Below are 18,327 nucleotides of genomic sequence, written 5' to 3' on the forward strand. Positions count from 1 at the left end.
TTACAAAGAAGCCTGGTAGTCAAAGACGTCAGTGGTCTTCTCAACGTTTTCGGCTTGGTCAATGGCTTCTTGCACATTGTGCACGCCCATTTCGGCCATTTCCTTGCGCAAGTGGTCCAAGATTGGCATCAAAATATCAGCCAAAGTGCCCTTGTAGGCAACTCGTGCTTCAATTCCTTCTGGCACCATCTTCTTGGCTTCGTTAACTTCACCTTGGAAGTAGCGGTCCTTTGAACCATTTTCCATGGCAGCAATGGAGCCCATGCCACGGTAGAACTTAAACTTCTGGCCGTTATCTTCAAAGACTTCCCCAGGAGTTTCCTTTGTGCCTGAGAACATTGAACCGAGCATCACGGCGTTGCCACCCATGGCGATTGCCTTCATGATGTCATCAGGCGTCTTAGCACCACCATCAGCAATGATTGCCTTGCCACGACGCTTAGCTTCCTTAGCAGCGTCACGAATAGCAGACAACTGTGGTACACCGATTCCGGCAACAACACGTGTTGTACAGATAGATCCAGGTCCAATACCAACCTTGACGACATCAGCACCAGCATCGTACAAATCAGAAGCAGCGCCTTCAGTAGCAATGTTACCAGCAATGATGTTGACGTCAGGGAAAGCATCCTTGACTTCGCGAACCTTACGCAAAACACCTTCTGATTGACCGTGAGCAGAGTCTAAGATGATGGCATCGGCACCGGCATCAACCATCGCACCAGCACGGTCAACCGTGTCATTGGTTACCCCAACGGCACCGGCAACAATCAAGCGACCCTTGGCATCCAAAGCTGCGTTAGGGAATTGATTCAAATCAACTTGGTGTTCCTTCACCTTCTTGATTTCACCTGCTTGGTCAGCAATCGTCATATTCTTATGAACAACGCCCAAGCCACCAAACTGTGCCAGGGTAATGGCAAAATTCGCTTCTGTGACAGTATCCATTGCGGCTGATAGCAAAGGAATCTTCAGCTTGAGCGTAGGCGTCAATTCCGTTTCCAAAGAAACGGCATCAACTGAAATTTCGTCTTTTCTTGGGGCGACCATTTTCATATCGTCAAAGGTCAAACCCATTGGGACGAACTTATTTTTAATCTTAAATTCTGCCATGATTCTCCTCACCATCCTGCTTACAATATAGACCAAAAAAGAGCACTTTGCAGCTACCACAGCTCCGCAAAATGCTCCGTCAAAAAACCTTTGATTCGCATTCACGGATAGTCACGACTTTTGGGGCGCGGTAGAGACTGCTGGCCATTTTCCAGCGATATATCTGTAAATTTCTCTTAAATTATTATTGATAATTGTACTCGGTTTTTTCTCATTTAGCAATAAAAATTCCCGAACATTAAATTATAAAAAGATGAGAATTTAATCCTCATCTTTTAGTTGATCCAACTGGTCAGCCAACTGTTGTTCAGCCTCCAATTGGGCGTCAATCGTGACCGCTTTTGGCCCCATTGACTTCTTCATTTGTAATTGCCGGTCGGCATCCCAAAACTCGCCCGCAACGGAAACCGTTGACAAGAAGTTAATAAAGGCCTTTGGGTCGACCTGGCGAACCGTTTCCTGCATTTCAAACAGTTCAAAACGGGATAGCACCATCATCAACGTTGTTGACTCCCGCTTCGTATAAGCCCCTTCTGATGGCAAAATGGTAATGCCACGAATCAAGTCACGGTGCAAAGCATCGATGACTTCCGGTCCCCGACTCGTCACAATCAAAGCCGTGAGCTTTTGGTAACCAGTATAAATGGCATCGATTACCCGTCCGGTTGCGTAAATCCCAATCAAAGTGTACAAAGCATTTTGCCAACCAATAAAGGAACCAGCAATCAACACAATCACAAAGTTAACTGCGTTATTAAAGGCACCAATTGATTTTCCAGTTCGCTTTTGAACAACCATCGAAATAATATCAAAGCCACCCGTTGAAAAACCATAGCGCAGAGCAATTCCAACAGAAGAACCAACCAGCAGACCACCAAAGAGTGAGGCCAGCAATGGCTGAGTCGTGAAAGGATGGACTGGCACGAAAATCAAAGCCAATGCTACCACCATCGCGTTGATAAAGGATAGAATGGTAAACTTACCACCAATTAATTTCCAACCCATAATTCCAATTGGAATATTGAAAATCAGAAAGAACAGTCCGGTTGGAATCCGTAAATGCCAAGCATCAAAGACCAACAGGGAAAGCAATTGCGAAATTCCATTAATTCCAACAGAAAAAATACTATTGGGGATTAAGAAATAATTCAATCCAAAAACCTGTAGTCCAACGGATATTACGAAAACAGCGCTTGTCAGCGCGGCCTTACGCCAAGATTTTGTTAAAGCTTGCATGGCGAGCCTCTCTTTCAAAAAAGAATTTATCACTGTCTCTCATAATATCATAGAAAGCCTGTATCTTCAGCCTGGTAGCCAACATTTCCCAAACAAAAGAAAAGAAAACAAAAACCACGATAGATTGATTCTTGATACAAAAAAGCCAGACATTTGTCTGGCTAAGAATTCAATCATTATTTAATTTTTTCTGGCTCGTGGCCACGGTCTAGAACCTGATTTAACAGGCCAAAACGGCGATATAAGACCAGCAAAACGACAAGTCCACCAATCACCCCTAAAGCAGTTGCTAAGCCGGCACCAACCTTTGTTGCCGTCGTCAGCAAGAAAGTCTTTGAGACCCAAGTTAACAAAAAGGCAACGATGGCCATTACGGCTGCTGATAGGTAGGTCTTTAGCAAGGTATCCTGGATGGTTCTCATCGAAACTTGGTAATGCTCCTTCAGATACTTCATCATCAGATATAGCGACCAACCTAAACCAAGGGCGGTAGCAATCAAAGCCCCCATCCCCTGGAAGAGGTAAATCAATGGTGCCTGAATCACAATCTTAATTAACAAGCCATAACCAAAGGCCCGCATCACTTCTTTACCGTGTGACAAGGCCTGTAAGACAAAGGCCAACAACATAAAGAAGGACATAATAATCGTCAAAACAGCTGAGAATTGGAGCAAGTAAATCCCGGCTTGGACCGTTTGATCAATTGGATAGAAGAATCGGTACAAAGGATCTGAAACAGCGTACATACCAAGCGCAGATGGCACCAAGACTAAGGAGGTCAATCGCAAGACGGCAATTAACTGTTCCTTCAAGGCCCCCATTTGCTTAGCCGCCTTCTTGGCTGCCAAGATTGGCAAGGCCGTTGCCGCAATACTTGTGGCGAAAGAAATGACAATCATCACCAATTTATTTGGATTGGCCGAGAACAAGGCAAAGTCAATCTGTAACTGACTAAGGCTGGTATGGAAAAAGGCCTTCATCAATGGGAAGAAAGTATACTGGTCAACGAACAAGAACAAATTCGTTGACGAACCAATAACGACAAAGGGCCATGATTCCTTCAAAATATTGATGACCATCGATAGTGCTTTTGACCCGGTTGGCTGATTCTTTTGTCCTTGACTGTCATCTTGTTGATGACGACGGTGCAAAGGTTGGTCAGTAGCTGTTTGATTTTCAGCGACTACTTGCTGGTTCGCAGCACTCATTTGTGCCAAAGCGGCTTGCTCGTCCGGCACCCCGGCAACTGGGTGAATCAACCGCGCATAGCGCACCCAGCCATAGCCCAAGACGGCCAATGAGAAGAGCGCCCCGATAAAGGCGGCAAATGTTGACTGGACAACGGCCCCAGTCCAATTACTGCTGTCATGGCTTAAGACAATCCAAGTGGCTAACAACAAGTAAATCACACGACCAACCTGTTCCCAAATATCAGACAAGGCTGAAATGTGCATCAATTGGTGTCCCTGGAAGATTCCACGAACCATCGACATCACTGGGAAGACCAAGACAGCCGGTGCCAAAGAATGCAGAACTGGGACGACCTGGGCATTGCCGTTCGATAGGAGCGGCGCTGCAACGTACAACAAGGTCGAAAAGATAATCCCAAGCACTACTCCAATTTGTAGTGATCGTTTGGTAAGGGCCCATAAACCATTCTGATCCTTTTTAGCAATCAGTTGGGCCATTACCTTGGAAATGGCTGATGGGAAACCAAAGGTCGCAATCGAGAGTAAAATGGCGTAGATGTTATACCCTTGCGAAAAGAGGGCATTTCCCTGGTTGGCTGCCTTACCAAGCATGGCCAACCACGGCAGGATATAAACTGCTCCTAAGAGACGAGAAACAATGTTTCCCAAGGATAACCAAAAGGACCCGCGGACCAAGGCACTATTTCCGCCACCCTGACTTTGGTCAAGAGCCTGCTCATCACTGGCAGACCGTCCCAACGAAGCCACTGTTTGGTCTGCCAAAGCTGTTACGTCATCAACTGGCTGACCATCATTGCCATCTTTTTGGTTGGCCGACTGCTTTGACCGGCGCTGAAAGAAGGCTGATTTTTTAGTTGTTACTGCTGGTTGTTCTACTTTGATTTCGGATTCAGACAATGGTTTTGGATCACCTTTCGAATCGCCATTATTCAAATTCTGTTTTCGTCGCTGCGACCGTTTTGGCCAAAAAGCGACAATTTTTTCTTGCTTGGTTTTAGGGCGAAGGTTTTGCTCTAACTTGGCGAGCAACTCGTCAGCCGTTAGATGTTGGTCATCAAGTGGCGCCTGGTCTTTTTTTTCTTGACCACCCTCTTGTTCGTTATAAAAATCCTGGGTCATACCTGTATCACCTTTAATATGTATCCCATTAGGAAGGAAAATCCGTCTTCCTAACGGGCTATTCTTGGATTGTTTCGATTAAATCAGCTAAACACCAAGATAACACGTTCGCTCTTACTTCGCAACAATATTAACGAACTTACCTGGAATGGCAATAATTTTTTTGATTTCCAAGCCATCCAAGTTCTTTTGAACCTTTTCATCAGCCTTTGCTGCTGCAATCAAGTCGTCCTGACTGGCATCAGCTGGTAAGACCTGCTTTGAACGGACCTTGCCGTTCACCTGGAAGATGATTTCCTTTGTATCATCGACCAAGGCTTCTTCATCATAAGTTGGCCAGGCAACATAAGTGATGGATTCCTTTGAACCCGTCAACTTTTGCCACAATTCTTCGGCCAAGTGTGGTGCAAACGGTGCTAACATTTGCACAAAGCCTTCCATGTAAGCAGCTGGAAGCTTGTCTTCCTTGTAAGCATCATTGACAAAGACCATCAACGTTGAGATGGCAGTGTTGAAATGCATGTTTTCCAAGTCTTCCGTGACCTTCTTGACCGTCAAGTTGTATTCCTTCTTGAGCGTGTCATCGGCCTTATCCGTCAACTTGTCCGTTACAGAACCATCTTCATTGATGAGCAAGCGCCAAACACGGTCTAACCAACGACGAGATCCTGTCACCCCTTCTTCAGACCATGGCTTGTTCTGAGTCAATGGGCCCATAAACATTTCATAGATTCGGAGTGTATCGGCACCATATTCGTTGACGATATCATCCGGGTTGACCACGTTGCCCTTCGACTTTGACATCTTTTCGTGGTTAGCACCCAAAATCATTCCTTGGTTAACCAACTTTTGGAATGGTTCCTTTTCCTTCACCACGCCAAGGTCATACAAGACCTTGTTCCAGAAACGAGCATACAAGAGGTGCAAAACCGCGTGTTCTGCTCCACCGACGTACAAGTCGACGTTCTTCCAGTAAGCTAATTTCTCAGGATCGGCCAAAGCCTCGCCATTCTTTGCATCGATATAGCGTAAGAAGTACCATGATGATCCAGCCCACTGTGGCATAGTATTAGTTTCACGACGGCCCTTCATGCCATCTGCACGAGTGACTTCCAGCCAGTCCTTGGCATTGGCCAATGGTGATTCACCAGTACCAGAAGGCTTCAATTGCTCTTCTGTCATTTCTGGCAAACGTAATGGCAATTCATCCTCTGGAACCAATGTCTGTGTGCCATCTTCCCAATGGATAACAGGGATTGGTTCACCCCAGTAACGCTGGCGAGAGAAAATCCAATCACGCAAGCGGTAGTTCACCTTCTTTTCACCAGCACCGTTTTCTTCCAACCAGGCAATCATCTTGTCGATGGCCTCTTGCTTGTCCATGCCATTTACGAAGCCTGAGTTAATGTGAACGCCCTCGCCACTATAAGCTTCCTTGTCAATGTCGCCACCTTCGATAACTGGCGTAATGCGCAAGTCGAACTTCTTAGCAAAGTCGTAATCACGCTGATCGTGCGCTGGCACACCCATCACGGCTCCGGTTCCATAAGAAGCCAAGACATAGTCGGCAATCCAGATTGGCAACAATTCGCCGTTAACCGGGTTCTTAGCATAAGCCCCAGTGAAGACCCCTGACTTATCCTTATTCAAATCAGTTCGCTCCAAGTCAGACTTAGTGGCGATTTCTTCTTGATAAACTGCCACAGCCGCCTTTTGATCGGCAGTGGTGATTTGATCAACCAAATCATGTTCTGGTGACAAAACCAGGTAAGAAGCACCAAACAACGTATCTGGACGCGTTGAGAAGACCTCAATCTTTTCACCATCATGGCCTTCGACCGAAAAGCGAATAGAGGCACCGACTGAGCGGCCAATCCAATGACGCTGCTGCTCCTTAATTGCTTCAGGCCAGTCTAAATCATCCAAGTCATCAATCAAGCGGTCCGCATAGGCCGTAATCTTCAAAACCCATTGCTTCATTGGCTTGCGGTAAACAGGGTAACCCCCACGTTCCGTCTTGCCGTTAATCACTTCTTCGTTGGCAACAACCAAGCCACCACCTGGAAAATCAGGAGCCCAGTTGACCATGATTTCATCTTCATAAGCCAAGCCCATTTCATAGAGCTTTTCAAAGATCCACTGCGTCCATTTGTAATAGCTAGGGTCAGTTGTCTTAATTTCACGGTTCCAGTCGTAAGAGAAGCCCAATGACTTCACTTGGTTCTTAAAAGTTTGAATGTTTTGGTCCGTAAAAGTTGCGGGGTTGTGACCCGTCTTCAAAGCATACTGTTCGGCTGGCAAACCAAAAGCATCCCAACCCATAGGATGCAAAACATTAAAGCCACGAGCGCGCTTAAAACGCGATACGATATCCGTGGCCGTATACCCTTCTGGGTGACCAACATGTAATCCTTGACCAGATGGATATGGAAACATGTCTAAGGCATAAAACTTTTCCTTATCTGATTTATCTGGTGCTGCAAAGGTTTGATCCTCATCCCAAAAATTTTGCCACTTCTTCTCAATTGTTTTATGATCGTATCCCATTTTATTCCTCCATCTACTAAAAAACGCCCCATGTTAAGCCACTTGGGCCTAACATAGGGCGATTGTCATCGCGGTACCACCTACGTTTTGTTCAATTTCTTGAACCTCGAAGTTGCCTTAACGCAGCAAGACGTACCGACTACTCCACTTCACCGGTAGGGGTTTCAACCGAGTTCATGATCTTGGTTGGCAAGCTTCCAGCCCCGCTTACTTTCTGATGCTCCGTAATCACTACTATTGTTGAAAAGTACCTTTATTATAGCATAAATCAGTAAAAATTCGTATACTATAGATTAGAAAAGAAAAAGGAGCTCGCGATGCAAATTTCAAATCGACATTTTATTCAAAGTACACTTGAAGAAACGGTCGAACCTGGTAACCTCGTTGTGGATGGTGCTGCTGGTATCGGCTTAAACACACGCTTTCTATCGAGCCGTGTGGGCTCACAAGGCCAAGTTTTGACCTTTAGCGAAGAGAAAGAAAATGCGAATCAAATCGCTTCTTCTCTTTTTATGGCTGGTTTACAAGATCGCGTTGACGTAATCAACGGCGTTTTGACACAAGACAAGTTGCAAGCACAAATTGGTAAAGTTTCAAAGCTTAACCTCGCCATTCTGGACTACGGCTCTGACACCGGCACTTCCCTTCCTAACCGAGAAACGCTTAACGAACAAATCACCCTTCTTTGGGACCACCTTAAAGATGACGGTCTCTTGATTGTCAACTTAACCCGTAACCAACAGGCAGCCAACTTCGACGTTTCCATTACAAATGATACGGATAAGGCTAGCTACCAAACTCATTCTGATTTAACCTATTTGATTGAACGCAAAGACGATTAGTCCCAGCATATCAACTCGTAAAATGGTATAATAGCGCCAATCAACAAAAACGGAGGCAAAATTCATGGGACGAATTGTCAACCAAGAAGAGCACATTAACACACCCTTAGAAGACCTCATCGACCTACCCATTCTTGATAGCAAGCAAGATAAGGAAGCTCGCGATAAGGCTTTGGGTATTAAAAAAGACAAATAAAGCTTAAAAAAGCCCGCTGGCTGTTCAGTAATCACTGACAGTCGCGGGTTTTTAGTTTAAATCGAGCAATTTTAAGCAAAAGAAAAAGCCCACCAAAGTGGACTTTTTGAAGAGATAATAAATTATTCTTCGATTTCAGTAACAGTTCCGGCACCAACAGTGTGGCCACCTTCACGAACAGTAAACTTCAATCCCTTTTCAATGGCAACTGGTGCGATCAATTCAACGTCGAACGTTACTTGGTCACCAGGCATAACCATTTCAACACCGGCTGGCAATTCAACAACACCAGTAACATCAGTAGTGTGGAAGTAGAATTGTGGACGGTAGTTAGTGAAGAATGGTGTATGACGACCACCTTCGTCCTTAGTCAAAACATAAACTTCGGCCATGAACTTCTTGTGAGTCTTGATTGAACCAGGAGCAGCCAAAACTTGACCACGTTCGATCTGGTCACGGTCAACACCACGAAGCAAAGCACCGATGTTGTCACCAGCTTGAGCTTCTTCCAAAGTCTTACGGAACATTTCGATTCCAGTAACCGTAGTCTTTTGGATTTCATCCTTCAAACCAACGATTTCAACTTCAGTACCAGTAGTCAAAACACCACGGTCAACACGACCAGAAGCAACAGTACCACGACCAGTGATCGTAAATACGTCTTCGACAGGCATCAAGAATGGCTTGTCATCTTCACGTGCTGGAGTTGGGATGTATGAATCAACAGCGTCCATCAATTCCATGATGACCTTAGCTTGTTCTTCATCACCTTCCAAAGCCTTCAAAGCTGAACCCTTGATAACAGGAATGTCATCGCCTGGGAAATCATATTCTGAAAGCAATTCACGAACTTCCATTTCAACCAAGTCGATCAATTCTTCATCGTCAACCAAGTCAGTCTTGTTCAAGAAGACAACCAAATGTTCAACACCAACCTGGCGAGCCAACAAGATGTGCTCACGAGTTTGTGGCATAGGACCATCAGTTGCGGCAACAACCAAGATGGCACCATCCATTTGTGCGGCACCAGTGATCATGTTCTTAACGTAATCCGCGTGACCAGGGGCATCGATGTGGGCGTAGTGACGAGCATCAGTCTCATATTCGATGTGAGACGTGTTGATCGTGATACCACGTTCCTTTTCTTCAGGAGCGTTATCGATTTCAGCGAAATCAGTAGCAGTTCCACCATCTTTTTCTGCCAATACCTTTGAGATAGCAGCAGTCAAAGTAGTCTTTCCGTGATCGACGTGTCCGATCGTACCAATGTTAACGTGGGGCTTATTGCGAACGTAAGTTTCCTTAGCCAATGTAGTTTCCTCCAATTTTATCTCTCAGTTTTTGTCCCGAGAAAATCGTATGTTTATATTTTACAACGCCTGGGCCATAAAGGCAACCATTAAACTGCGTTTTTCTGGCACTTAAGCCGACACTTATTATACTAAGTTCTCGAATATTTGTAAACACCCATTTCCTAAGGGGTTTACTACCCTGCCAGTTCACTCAATGCCTGCAAAACCAAGTCGTGTGCCTGCTTTTGTTGGGCCTCTTCTTCCGGTACTTGTTCCTGATAAAAAGCTGACAAATCAGCATCTACCCAGGCCGTGGCATCCAAGATACTTTCTTCTAGCCGTGGGAACAATAACATGGCCTCTAAGCGTAGCTGATCAAACAAAGCCTGGTAGGCAATTGGGTCTTCTTGGCCAACCTGGTCATCTAAAGCTGCAACCAGTTTTTGAAAGGCATGATTTGAGAACAGTGGCAAGATGGCCTGCAAATCGATTTGGTAGCGCTGTTGGTCAAGCCACTGATAGGTGACTACCCCGGTTTCCCCGAGCTCCTGCAAGTCACTCAAAAGCGTGCTGCGCATCAATGGACTGGCAAAGGGGTCAACCAGTAAGAATTTCGCCCCCGTCACAAAAGTAGCTACGGGCAAGTGAAAAGCTTGTTGGTAGCGTTCCTGCTGGGCCACCATTGATTCATCGCTCAGATGGTAAAAATGCTGGGCAATCGTCTTGAGCGTCTGCCCCTGCTGGTCTTCAGCCTTCCTTTCACCATCTCGAATCTGCGCTAACAAACCTTCTGTTAATTCCTGATTTGGACTCTGCAAAGCCCACTGTTGCGCGGAAACGAAGTTTTGTATTTGCAAAAGCAGGTCAAAATACAGTAAGAACAGATTTTCATGTTGGGCATAATCCGACAAAAAATCAGTAGCGTAATCTTTAGCCAGTTGGTATTGCTGGTCCTCTTTTAAGGCCAGCACCAATTGGCGATTAACGGCCAAACTTTGCTCTTCTTGGTAAACTGTCACAAATAAATCAGCTGCCTGGTGGTAGTGTTCCTGGTTAAACTCGGCCTCAGCCTGATCTTTGATTTCAATCAATGTCTTTTCCAAGTGAAACTCCTTTTTACTCTAATAAGGCAACTTGCGCCTCTATTCTAACAAAGAAAAAAGGCCCTGACGGGTCTTTTTTCAAAATGATTGATAACTGCAAGTGGCTAAAAATGCCGATGACAGGAATCGAACCCGTTGAGCCACTTTCAGTTTTAATTATTGGTTTGCTGCTTGTTTCTTGGCTTGATCTTGATTCTTTTGACCTTTCGCCTTGTTGCCCTGGTTCTTGGGCTTATTTTGCTTTGCTTGATTATTTTGCTTCTTTTGGTTGTTATTTTGGCCCGGATTCTTTTGACCCTTCTTTTGGTCTTTATTTCCGTTTGCCTTCTTGCCCTTTTGACCGGTAGTTTCCTGCCCCTTGGTGTGGTGTGGTCGGCGATTTTGGTTAACTTCCATCACCACAGGCATTACCATTGGCCGGCGACGAGTCTCGTTAAACAAGAAGCGAGACAATGATTCACGAACGCCATTCTTTAACTCGTTCCAGTCAAAGGCCTTGGCATTTTTCAAATAGTCTTCAATGGCGTCAATTGTCAGCTTACCAGCTTCCTTCATCAAGTCGCGGTTCGCCTTCACATAGACAAAACCACGAGACGTCATCTTTGGCTTTGACACAACCTTGCGCTTTTTACGATCAATCGTCACCACCGTCACAAAGACACCATCTTCAGACAAAATTCGGCGGTCGCGAAGAACCACATTACCGATATCATTCAAAGAATCACCATCAATCATGGTTTCGCCAATCGTAAAGCCGCCCTTCTTTTCAAAGGTTTGGCCATCATAAACGTACTGGTCGCCACGTTTAGCCATGATAATCTTTTTAGCTGGAATATTAACTTCCTCGGCGGCAGCCTTTGCCGTCACCATCACCCGGAATTCACCAGAAACAGGGAAGAAGAATTCCGGCTTCATGAAATTAATCATCATCTGCACGTCTTCAGCTGATCCGTGGCCAGATGACCGTAAATCAGTTGAAATCTGCTTGACATCAGCACCCTGTTGGAAAAGCAAGTTTCGCGTCTGCGCCACGTAAGATTCAACAGCAAAGGATGGTGTTGTTGCAATAAAGACCAAGTCAGAATCGCCCAAGCGGATGTTTGGATTTTCACCCTTCGCCATCTTGTGCAAGTTCTTAACGGGTTCACCCATCTTACCAGTCTCCAAAACAACGATTTGGCCAGCTGGCAACGTTTCCAAGTCTTTCAAATCAGCAAAAAGTTCTTCCTTTGGCATTGGCAAGTTCAACTTACCCAAATTCAAAGCGGCATGAACGATTTGTTCCACATCTTGCCCAGAGAAAATCAGGCGTCGATGGGTCTTTGCCGTCGCATCAATCACCTGCTGAACACGCTGAATATTAGAAGCGACAACAGCCACAATAATCCGCTTGCCCTTAGCAGCCACAAAGCTGTCTTCAACGTACTGGTGAATCTTCTTTTCACTAACCATTGGCTTACCGATGTCTTCGGTTCCAGCCGCATCAGCTAACAATGCCAAAACTGGCTTGGCACCAATTTCAGCCAAACGAGCGTAATTTGTTTGGTAAGAAGCTTCCGCCGTTTGGTCAAACTTAAAGTGACCAGTATAAACAATCTGGCCCTCATCCGTTCCCAAAACAACCCCTAAAGCTTCAGGGATTGTATGTGTGGTATTGAAGAATGACACCTTAACGGCCCCAAAATCAATTTCAGTATTTTCATTAACCACGTGAAAATCATCAAAAGCCTTTAAGTCGGCTTCGTCTTGGATGGCTAATTTGGCCAAAGCAATGGTCAATTCAGAACCAAAAATTGGCACTTGAAGCTGTTGCAACAAGTATGGCAAAGCACCAATAGAATCTGCATGGCCGTGTGTCAAAAAGATTCCAGCAATTTTTTCTTGGTTATTAACGAGGTACTCAAAATCAGGGATGACAACGTCAATCCCGAGTTGTTCCGTTTCGGGGTACTTGAGTCCGGCATCTAAGATGAAAATTTCATCGTTGACTAAAACGGCATACATGTTCTTGCCGTTTTCACGCACTCCCCCAAAGGGAATTATTCTTAAATCTGTCATGTTCTATCCTTTTGTCGTTACTACTTTTTAAAGCGAATCATCTTGAAAAGGCATATTGGATTATTAGCCTCTTCTTGTCTCGATTTCAATTATATCTAGTTTAACATAAAATCCACTAGCTTGGGCAAAAGGCACCCGATTCAGCTCAAAAATTGGCAAAAAATTAGAAAATGCACATCAAAAAGAAAAAGCCAAAGCCTTGATTGGCTTGGCCTTCAAATAAAAATCAGACTTAGAATAATCTAAGTCTGATTTTTTAGATGTTAATTAAAATTAACGTTCAACCTTAACAGTTGTTTCGGTTGTTGCTGCTGTACGTTCCTGAACCAAAACAGAACCTTGTTCCAAGGCTTGCTTTGCTTGGTCAGCCAACTTAGCAAAAGTATCGAAGTCAGATACGGCCAAATCAGCCAACATCTTACGGTTCAATTCGATACCAGCCATGTTCAAACCGTGCATCAACTTTGAGTATGACAAACCGTTCATCCGGGCTGCCGCGTTAATCCGAGCAATCCACAACTTACGGAAGTCGCGCTTGCGGTTCTTACGATCGCGGTAAGCGTACAAGTATGACTTGTAAACTTGTTGCTTAGCAACCTTATAATTGATGCGACGTTGGCCACGGTAACCCTTAGCCAACTTGATAAACTTTTTGCGACGTGCGCGTGAAACTGTACCACCCTTAACTCGCATGGGTAATTCCTCCTAAATAGTATTAATTAAACGACCCTTTAAATTAGAGGGTAGACAACAACTTAGCGTACTTCTTGATGGTTGTCTTGTTCATCATCCGAGTACCACGTAATTGACGACGTTGCTTCTTTGTCTTACCGTGGAAACGGTGTGATGTGTAAGCTGAGGCTGACTTAAAGCCACCCTTAGCTGTCTTCTTGAAACGCTTTGCTGAAGCGCGGTGAGTCTTCATCTTGGGCATGAGTCCATATTCTCCTATCGTTTTTCAAGTATCTAGCGACCGGTCAAAATGAATCGTGCTTAACCCTTCTTAGGAGCTAAGACCAAAAACATTTGGCGACCGTCCATCTTAGCACGTTGTTCAACCTTGGCAATATCGTCCAATTCGTTGGCCATTCGTTCTAAGACTTCGCGTCCAATATCTTGGTGAGTGATCATCCGGCCACGGAAACGCAAGTTCAACTTCACCTTGTTTCCCTTTTCAAGGAACTTGATGGCAGCCTTCTTCCGCGTTTCGAAATCACCAGAATCAATGACTGGCGACATCCGGACTTCCTTCACCTGGACAACCTTTTGGTTCTTGCGTTGTTCCTTTTGACGCTTTTGCGCCTCGAACTTGGCCTTTCCCCAATCCATGATTTTGGCAACAGGTGGCACAGCGTTGGCCTGTACAAGCACCAAATCTTGTCCCAAGTCATCGGCGATGTTTTGCGCATCACGCGTTGACATTTCTTCTTGCTTACCGTCATGAATTAATAGAACCCGACTTGCTCGGATATTATCGTTGACTAAATCAACTTGTCGTGGTTGACGTGCTATGGCTAGGTACCTCCAAAAATTTTGTTGTGAACAACGAAGAAAAAAATGGGCAAACCGAAGTTCACCCACTTTACCTGACTGTACAAAAAGTACAACGTGTATCTGCCTAGCAACAGCAATCGTCACGAGGCGAGAAGCGGGTGCTCCTACTTGTTCAACACCCAATACTATACGCACTTTTCATCTTGAAGTCAAGACTTTTCTGATTTTTATTGAAAACTCAATCGCGTTGGCTATCCTCTACTGCCAAATTAGCCAATAACCGACCACCAAAGTGATAAACAACTAAAATAGCAAATTGAGCACCAGCAAAGAGCAGGACAAAGGCGACCATGTGTGCCGAGACAGCATCTTGCGTATTAGCCAACACAAACTTGAAGTTTGTGAAGACATCCCAAGAGTTTAACCGCAAGAACCGACCCAAATAAATACCAATCGACGAAACCAGCGAGACAATGGCCAAAAGCACCAAGACAGTTAACCCGCCTCTTTTGATAAAGAACTTTTGAATCAATAACTCCAATGAAAGAATACCTAGATAAACACCAATAAAAATTCCTGCCGATAGAACAGAATAATTAAAGTACTGATAACGAACGTCCAAAGAATCACTAATATATTGCAGATGGATAAAGTCCGTAATCATATACATAGTATTTGGGAAAAACAGCAACCAGAGGAAGGAAAAGAATGCTTGTAGAAGCTTCGATTTAAAAATCAGCACCAACAAGGCAAAGTCCAATGGCAACAAAGCCAAAAAGACGTTCCACATTAAGAAGTCAAAATGGGTTGGTGTCACTAAGACGAACAAAATAAAGGCCAAAACGACCAGGTGAACAACTAGCATATTCATTACATTTCGTTTCGTCATCGCGTTTTTGTACCTCATTACATTCGTCTAACTCCCCCTTTTAATTCAAAGAGAGGAGATAATTTAATATCATCTATTTTAACAGAACTAAGCCCGTTCGTTAAGCCTTTTTAGCCGTTTATTTCAAAGATTTTACAAGGAAAAAGATTCCACCGGTTGACATTCACTCATAAATTCGATAAACTTAACAGGTTGATAAATTGAACCGAAAGGAGGTGCCAGCATGGCTACCCCATCAAACAAGAATTCTAAGTCTCACAAGCGTAACCGCCGCGGACACATCGGTTTGAATGTGCCAAACATTGTTTTGGACAAGACTACTGGTGAATACCGCGTTGCTCATCGCGTCTCTCCATCAGGGATGTACAACGGTAAGCAAGTGACCGAAAATAAGTAAGTTTTAAAAAACCTCACTCTGTGTAGTGAGGTTTTTTTGTGACCAAATCAGTACCCACTCACCCGCTTTCATCACTTTTTCAATGCTGATTTCCGTTATAATAGAATTGATACCCCTTTGAAGGAGGAAAGACAATGCCCCTTGATGGCCTCTTTGTCCATTCGTTGGCCAAAGAATTAAATGAACAACTCGCTGGTGGTCGTATTACGAAAATTCACCAGCCCTACCCGAACGAAATCGTGATGGTCGTTCGCAATAATAGTCAGAACTATCCGGTCCTGCTTTCGGCTAACCCAGCCTATGCCAGAGCCCAAGTGACTCGAATTCCCTACCAGAATCCCGCCACACCGCCTAATTTTGCAATGTTCTTGCGTCGTAACCTGGAAGGCGCTCGTTTAAGCTCGGTTTCACAAGTTAAAAATGACCGAATCCTTCACTTCTCGATTAGTACCCACGATGAACTGGGTGATGATCAAACACTGATTTTAACGCTTGAGATGATGGGACGGCATTCAAACCTCTTCTTAGTCCGAGAAAAAGATCAGCGCATCTTGGAACTCATCAAACACGTCCCTGCCGATCAAAACCGTGTTCGGTCATTGATCCCTGGTGCAACCTATACGTTGCCCCCTGCCCAAAATATGACTAATCCATTTGGCCACGATTTGACGGCTTTGGCTAAAATTTTATTGGACATGGATAAGGCTGATTGGCCAAAAGCCATTCAGCAGACCTACCAGGGATTTGCCAGCCTTTCGGCCAAGAATTTGGCAAAGCATTTGGAAACTGGGGCAGATGCCATGCAGACAGCTAAGGACTGGTTGGCTCATTTCGACTCGCCACAGCCGACCCTTTATCAAATAGACAAAAAGTTTACCTTTGCCGCTTTTGATTGGGATTCTGAACAAGCGGGCCAGCCTTATGACACACTTGGTGATTTATTGGATGCCTACTTCCAGGGCCAGGCCGAAGCTGACCGAGTTAACCAACAAGCCGGGACCTTGGTTCGTCTTGTTAAAAATGAATTGAAGAAAAATCAAACCAAAGAAAAAAAGCTCCAACAAACCCTCACGGACTCGCAAAATGCCGAGACCTATAAGGTCAAGGGCGACCTACTGATTACCTATCCACACCTTGTTCATAAGGGCATGCATTCGGTTGAAATCGAAAATTACTATGACAATAACCAGTTGTTGACTATCGACCTCGACCCACGCTTTGACGGTTTACAAAATGCCAATCGCTACTTCCGTAAGTACCGTAAACTCCGTTCAGCCAAGGACTACGTCTTAGAGCAGCTGAAAACCACCGATGCGGAAATTGACTACTTTAATCAAATCGCTAGCCAATTGGCAGTGGCTTCGCCCAAGGACGTTGCTGACATCAAGGTCGAATTGATTGAACAAGGCTACCTCCGCGAAAAAGTCAAAATCAAGACCAAGGGTAAGCAGACAAAAAAGCCAAAGCATGTTCTGTCTGCTCCCGACCAATTTACGGCTAGTGATGGCACGTTGATTGAAATTGGCAAAAACAATCTCCAAAACGACAAATTATCCCTAAAAAAGGCTAACCGCCAGAACATCTGGATGCACGTCCAAAAATTACCTGGTTCCCACGTCATTGTCCATTCCGACAATCCCTCACAGGAAACCATCGAGGAAGCGGCCAAATTAGCTGCCTACTTCTCGAAAGCCCGCGATTCGGCCAATGTGCCCGTTGATTACTTACCAGCAGGAAAATTGCGGAAGCCAAACGGTGCCAAGCCTGGTTACGTTATTTTTGAAGGACAATCGACCACTTACGTCACACCCGACCCACTTTTAGTGCAAAAGTTGAAACATTCGTGATAGAATAGACTTATTCTGAATCATGTGAGGAGTAAGTAATATGCATTTCGTCAAAGAATTCAAGGCTTTCATTAATCGTGGTAACATGATTGACCTAGCAATTGGGGTTATCATTGGTGGTGCTTTCTCTGGTTTAGTCAAATCATTGACAACAAACCTGATTAACCCCTTAGTGGGCTTTTTCACCGGTGGCGGTAACGACTTAGACAGTTTGAAGTGGGTCCCTTACAAGCACCTGACATTCAAATATGGTGCCTTCTTGAATGATGTCATCAATTTCTTGATTACGGCTTTTGTTGTCTTTCTTCTGATTAAAATCATTAGTAAGTACATTATTAAGCCAAAGCAAAAAGCCGCACCGGCTCCGAGTGATGAATTGCTCGTGCTACAAGACATCAAAAAGATTTTGGCTGACCAACAGAAAACAACCAGCACCCAAACTGCAACAACAGCAGATGCAACTGACTCACAATCCCAGTCTGCCAGCGATAAATAAAGTAATATAAAAAACCTGTCTTTTAAATGATATGAACCCCAAAATTAGGACATGTCATTGAGCGGCCTTGAGGACTGACGCCCGATATTCAATCGGTGTCAGTCCTTTTAGTTTGCTCTTAATTCGTTTTGTATTGTAATAGTGAATATATTCTTTGATGGCTTGATTGAGTGCGCTAATTGATTGAAAGTTCTGTTGGAAACCAAAAAACATTTCTCGTTTCAATGTGCCGAAGAAACTCTCAATCAAGCCATTATCTGTTGATTTACCTTTGCGTGACATGGATTGGTTCATACCATGTTCCGATAACCAATTTTGAAAATAACGATTTTGATATTGCCAACCTTGGTCAGTATGAAAGGTTAGTTCGGCAGCTTTTGGATAGCGTTTCACTGCCTTTTCCATCATACTAATCGTCTGAGCTAAATTTGGATGCCTGGACACTTCATAAGAAATGACTTCTTGCGTACAACCATCGAGTAAAGCG

Annotated in this window: 17 protein-coding genes, 1 riboswitch and 1 other annotated feature; of the genes, 5 read left to right on the forward strand and 12 right to left on the reverse strand. The window is 44.5% G+C overall.

All coding sequences use genetic code 11. The annotated features are described in order from the left end of the window. The 4 genes from guaB to leuS form a co-directional block, all read right to left on the reverse strand. Nucleotides 1-1,113, reverse strand: a complete 1,113-nt coding sequence (gene guaB / locus AABI08_RS06405; protein WP_203617497.1) for an IMP dehydrogenase — start codon at nt 1,111-1,113, stop codon at nt 1-3. Between the two features lie 88 nt (nt 1,114-1,201). After that, nucleotides 1,202-1,298: riboswitch (purine riboswitch) on the reverse strand. A gap of 76 nt (nt 1,299-1,374) precedes the next feature. Then, nucleotides 1,375-2,349, reverse strand: a complete 975-nt coding sequence (locus AABI08_RS06410; RefSeq protein ID WP_047974244.1) for a YitT family protein — start codon at nt 2,347-2,349, stop codon at nt 1,375-1,377. A 176-nt stretch (nt 2,350-2,525) separates the two neighbouring features. Continuing rightward, nucleotides 2,526-4,679, reverse strand: a complete 2,154-nt coding sequence (locus AABI08_RS06415; protein WP_338344064.1) for a putative polysaccharide biosynthesis protein — start codon at nt 4,677-4,679, stop codon at nt 2,526-2,528. A 114-nt stretch (nt 4,680-4,793) separates the two neighbouring features. Then, on the reverse strand, nt 4,794-7,226 hold the full coding sequence (gene leuS / locus AABI08_RS06420) for a leucine--tRNA ligase (protein ID WP_338344063.1): 2,433 nt from the start codon (nt 7,224-7,226) through the stop codon (nt 4,794-4,796). 317 nt (nt 7,227-7,543) lie between these two features. Between leuS and AABI08_RS06425 the strand changes: the two genes are divergently transcribed. Further along, nucleotides 7,544-8,068: a hypothetical protein gene (locus AABI08_RS06425; RefSeq protein ID WP_338344062.1), complete on the forward strand. Its 525-nt coding sequence runs from the start codon at nt 7,544-7,546 to the stop codon at nt 8,066-8,068. A gap of 64 nt (nt 8,069-8,132) precedes the next feature. After that, complete coding sequence (locus AABI08_RS06430) at nt 8,133-8,264, forward strand: hypothetical protein (protein ID WP_275542753.1); 132 nt, start codon at nt 8,133-8,135, stop codon at nt 8,262-8,264. Nucleotides 8,265-8,386: 122 nt separating this feature from the next. Here the strand turns inward: AABI08_RS06430 and tuf are convergent, their stop codons facing one another. The 7 genes from tuf to AABI08_RS06465 form a co-directional block, all read right to left on the reverse strand. Further along, on the reverse strand, nt 8,387-9,574 hold the full coding sequence (gene tuf / locus AABI08_RS06435; RefSeq protein ID WP_059393490.1) for an elongation factor Tu: 1,188 nt from the start codon (nt 9,572-9,574) through the stop codon (nt 8,387-8,389). Nucleotides 9,575-9,750: 176 nt separating this feature from the next. Next, the gene (locus AABI08_RS06440; RefSeq protein WP_338344060.1) at nt 9,751-10,659 is read right to left on the reverse strand and encodes a type I restriction endonuclease subunit R; all 909 of its coding nucleotides are present in this window, start codon (nt 10,657-10,659) and stop codon (nt 9,751-9,753) included. A 156-nt stretch (nt 10,660-10,815) separates the two neighbouring features. Beyond that, a complete protein-coding gene (locus AABI08_RS06445) occupies nt 10,816-12,717 on the reverse strand; it encodes a ribonuclease J (protein WP_338344059.1) in 1,902 nt (633 codons plus the stop codon). Nucleotides 12,718-12,990: 273 nt separating this feature from the next. Then, nucleotides 12,991-13,410, reverse strand: coding sequence for a 50S ribosomal protein L20 (rplT, locus tag AABI08_RS06450; protein WP_047974239.1), 420 nt, complete (start codon nt 13,408-13,410; stop codon nt 12,991-12,993). 43 nt (nt 13,411-13,453) lie between these two features. Then, entirely contained in the window at nt 13,454-13,651 is a 198-nt protein-coding gene (gene rpmI / locus AABI08_RS06455; RefSeq protein ID WP_047974238.1) for a 50S ribosomal protein L35, read from the reverse strand. A 59-nt stretch (nt 13,652-13,710) separates the two neighbouring features. Continuing rightward, entirely contained in the window at nt 13,711-14,229 is a 519-nt protein-coding gene (gene infC, locus AABI08_RS06460) for a translation initiation factor IF-3 (RefSeq protein ID WP_047974237.1), read from the reverse strand. 33 nt (nt 14,230-14,262) lie between these two features. Then, nucleotides 14,263-14,387 (reverse strand) — a sequence feature (ribosomal protein L20 leader region). 62 nt (nt 14,388-14,449) lie between these two features. Beyond that, nucleotides 14,450-15,100: a DUF1361 domain-containing protein gene (locus AABI08_RS06465; protein ID WP_059393493.1), complete on the reverse strand. Its 651-nt coding sequence runs from the start codon at nt 15,098-15,100 to the stop codon at nt 14,450-14,452. Between the two features lie 223 nt (nt 15,101-15,323). Here AABI08_RS06465 and rpmF point away from each other — a divergent pair, with 223 nt between their 5' ends. The 3 genes from rpmF to mscL all read left to right on the forward strand — a co-directional run bounded on the left by rpmF (nt 15,324) and on the right by mscL (nt 17,840). After that, nucleotides 15,324-15,497 (forward strand): 50S ribosomal protein L32, encoded by a 174-nt coding sequence (gene rpmF / locus AABI08_RS06470; RefSeq protein ID WP_047974236.1) that lies wholly within the window; start codon nt 15,324-15,326, stop codon nt 15,495-15,497. Nucleotides 15,498-15,631: 134 nt separating this feature from the next. Next, nucleotides 15,632-17,344 (forward strand): Rqc2 family fibronectin-binding protein, encoded by a 1,713-nt coding sequence (locus AABI08_RS06475; protein ID WP_338344055.1) that lies wholly within the window; start codon nt 15,632-15,634, stop codon nt 17,342-17,344. 40 nt (nt 17,345-17,384) lie between these two features. Beyond that, nucleotides 17,385-17,840: a large conductance mechanosensitive channel protein MscL gene (gene mscL, locus AABI08_RS06480; protein ID WP_059393495.1), complete on the forward strand. Its 456-nt coding sequence runs from the start codon at nt 17,385-17,387 to the stop codon at nt 17,838-17,840. A gap of 54 nt (nt 17,841-17,894) precedes the next feature. Here mscL and AABI08_RS06485 read toward each other — a convergent pair. Next, nucleotides 17,895-18,327, reverse strand: a 433-nt coding sequence (locus tag AABI08_RS06485) for an IS3 family transposase (protein ID WP_338344054.1), incomplete at its 5' end; no start/stop codon positions are given.

It is taken from the genome of Fructobacillus evanidus (genome assembly GCF_963580165.1).
In the GTDB taxonomy this organism is placed as follows: Bacteria; Bacillota; Bacilli; order Lactobacillales; family Lactobacillaceae; genus Fructobacillus; species Fructobacillus evanidus.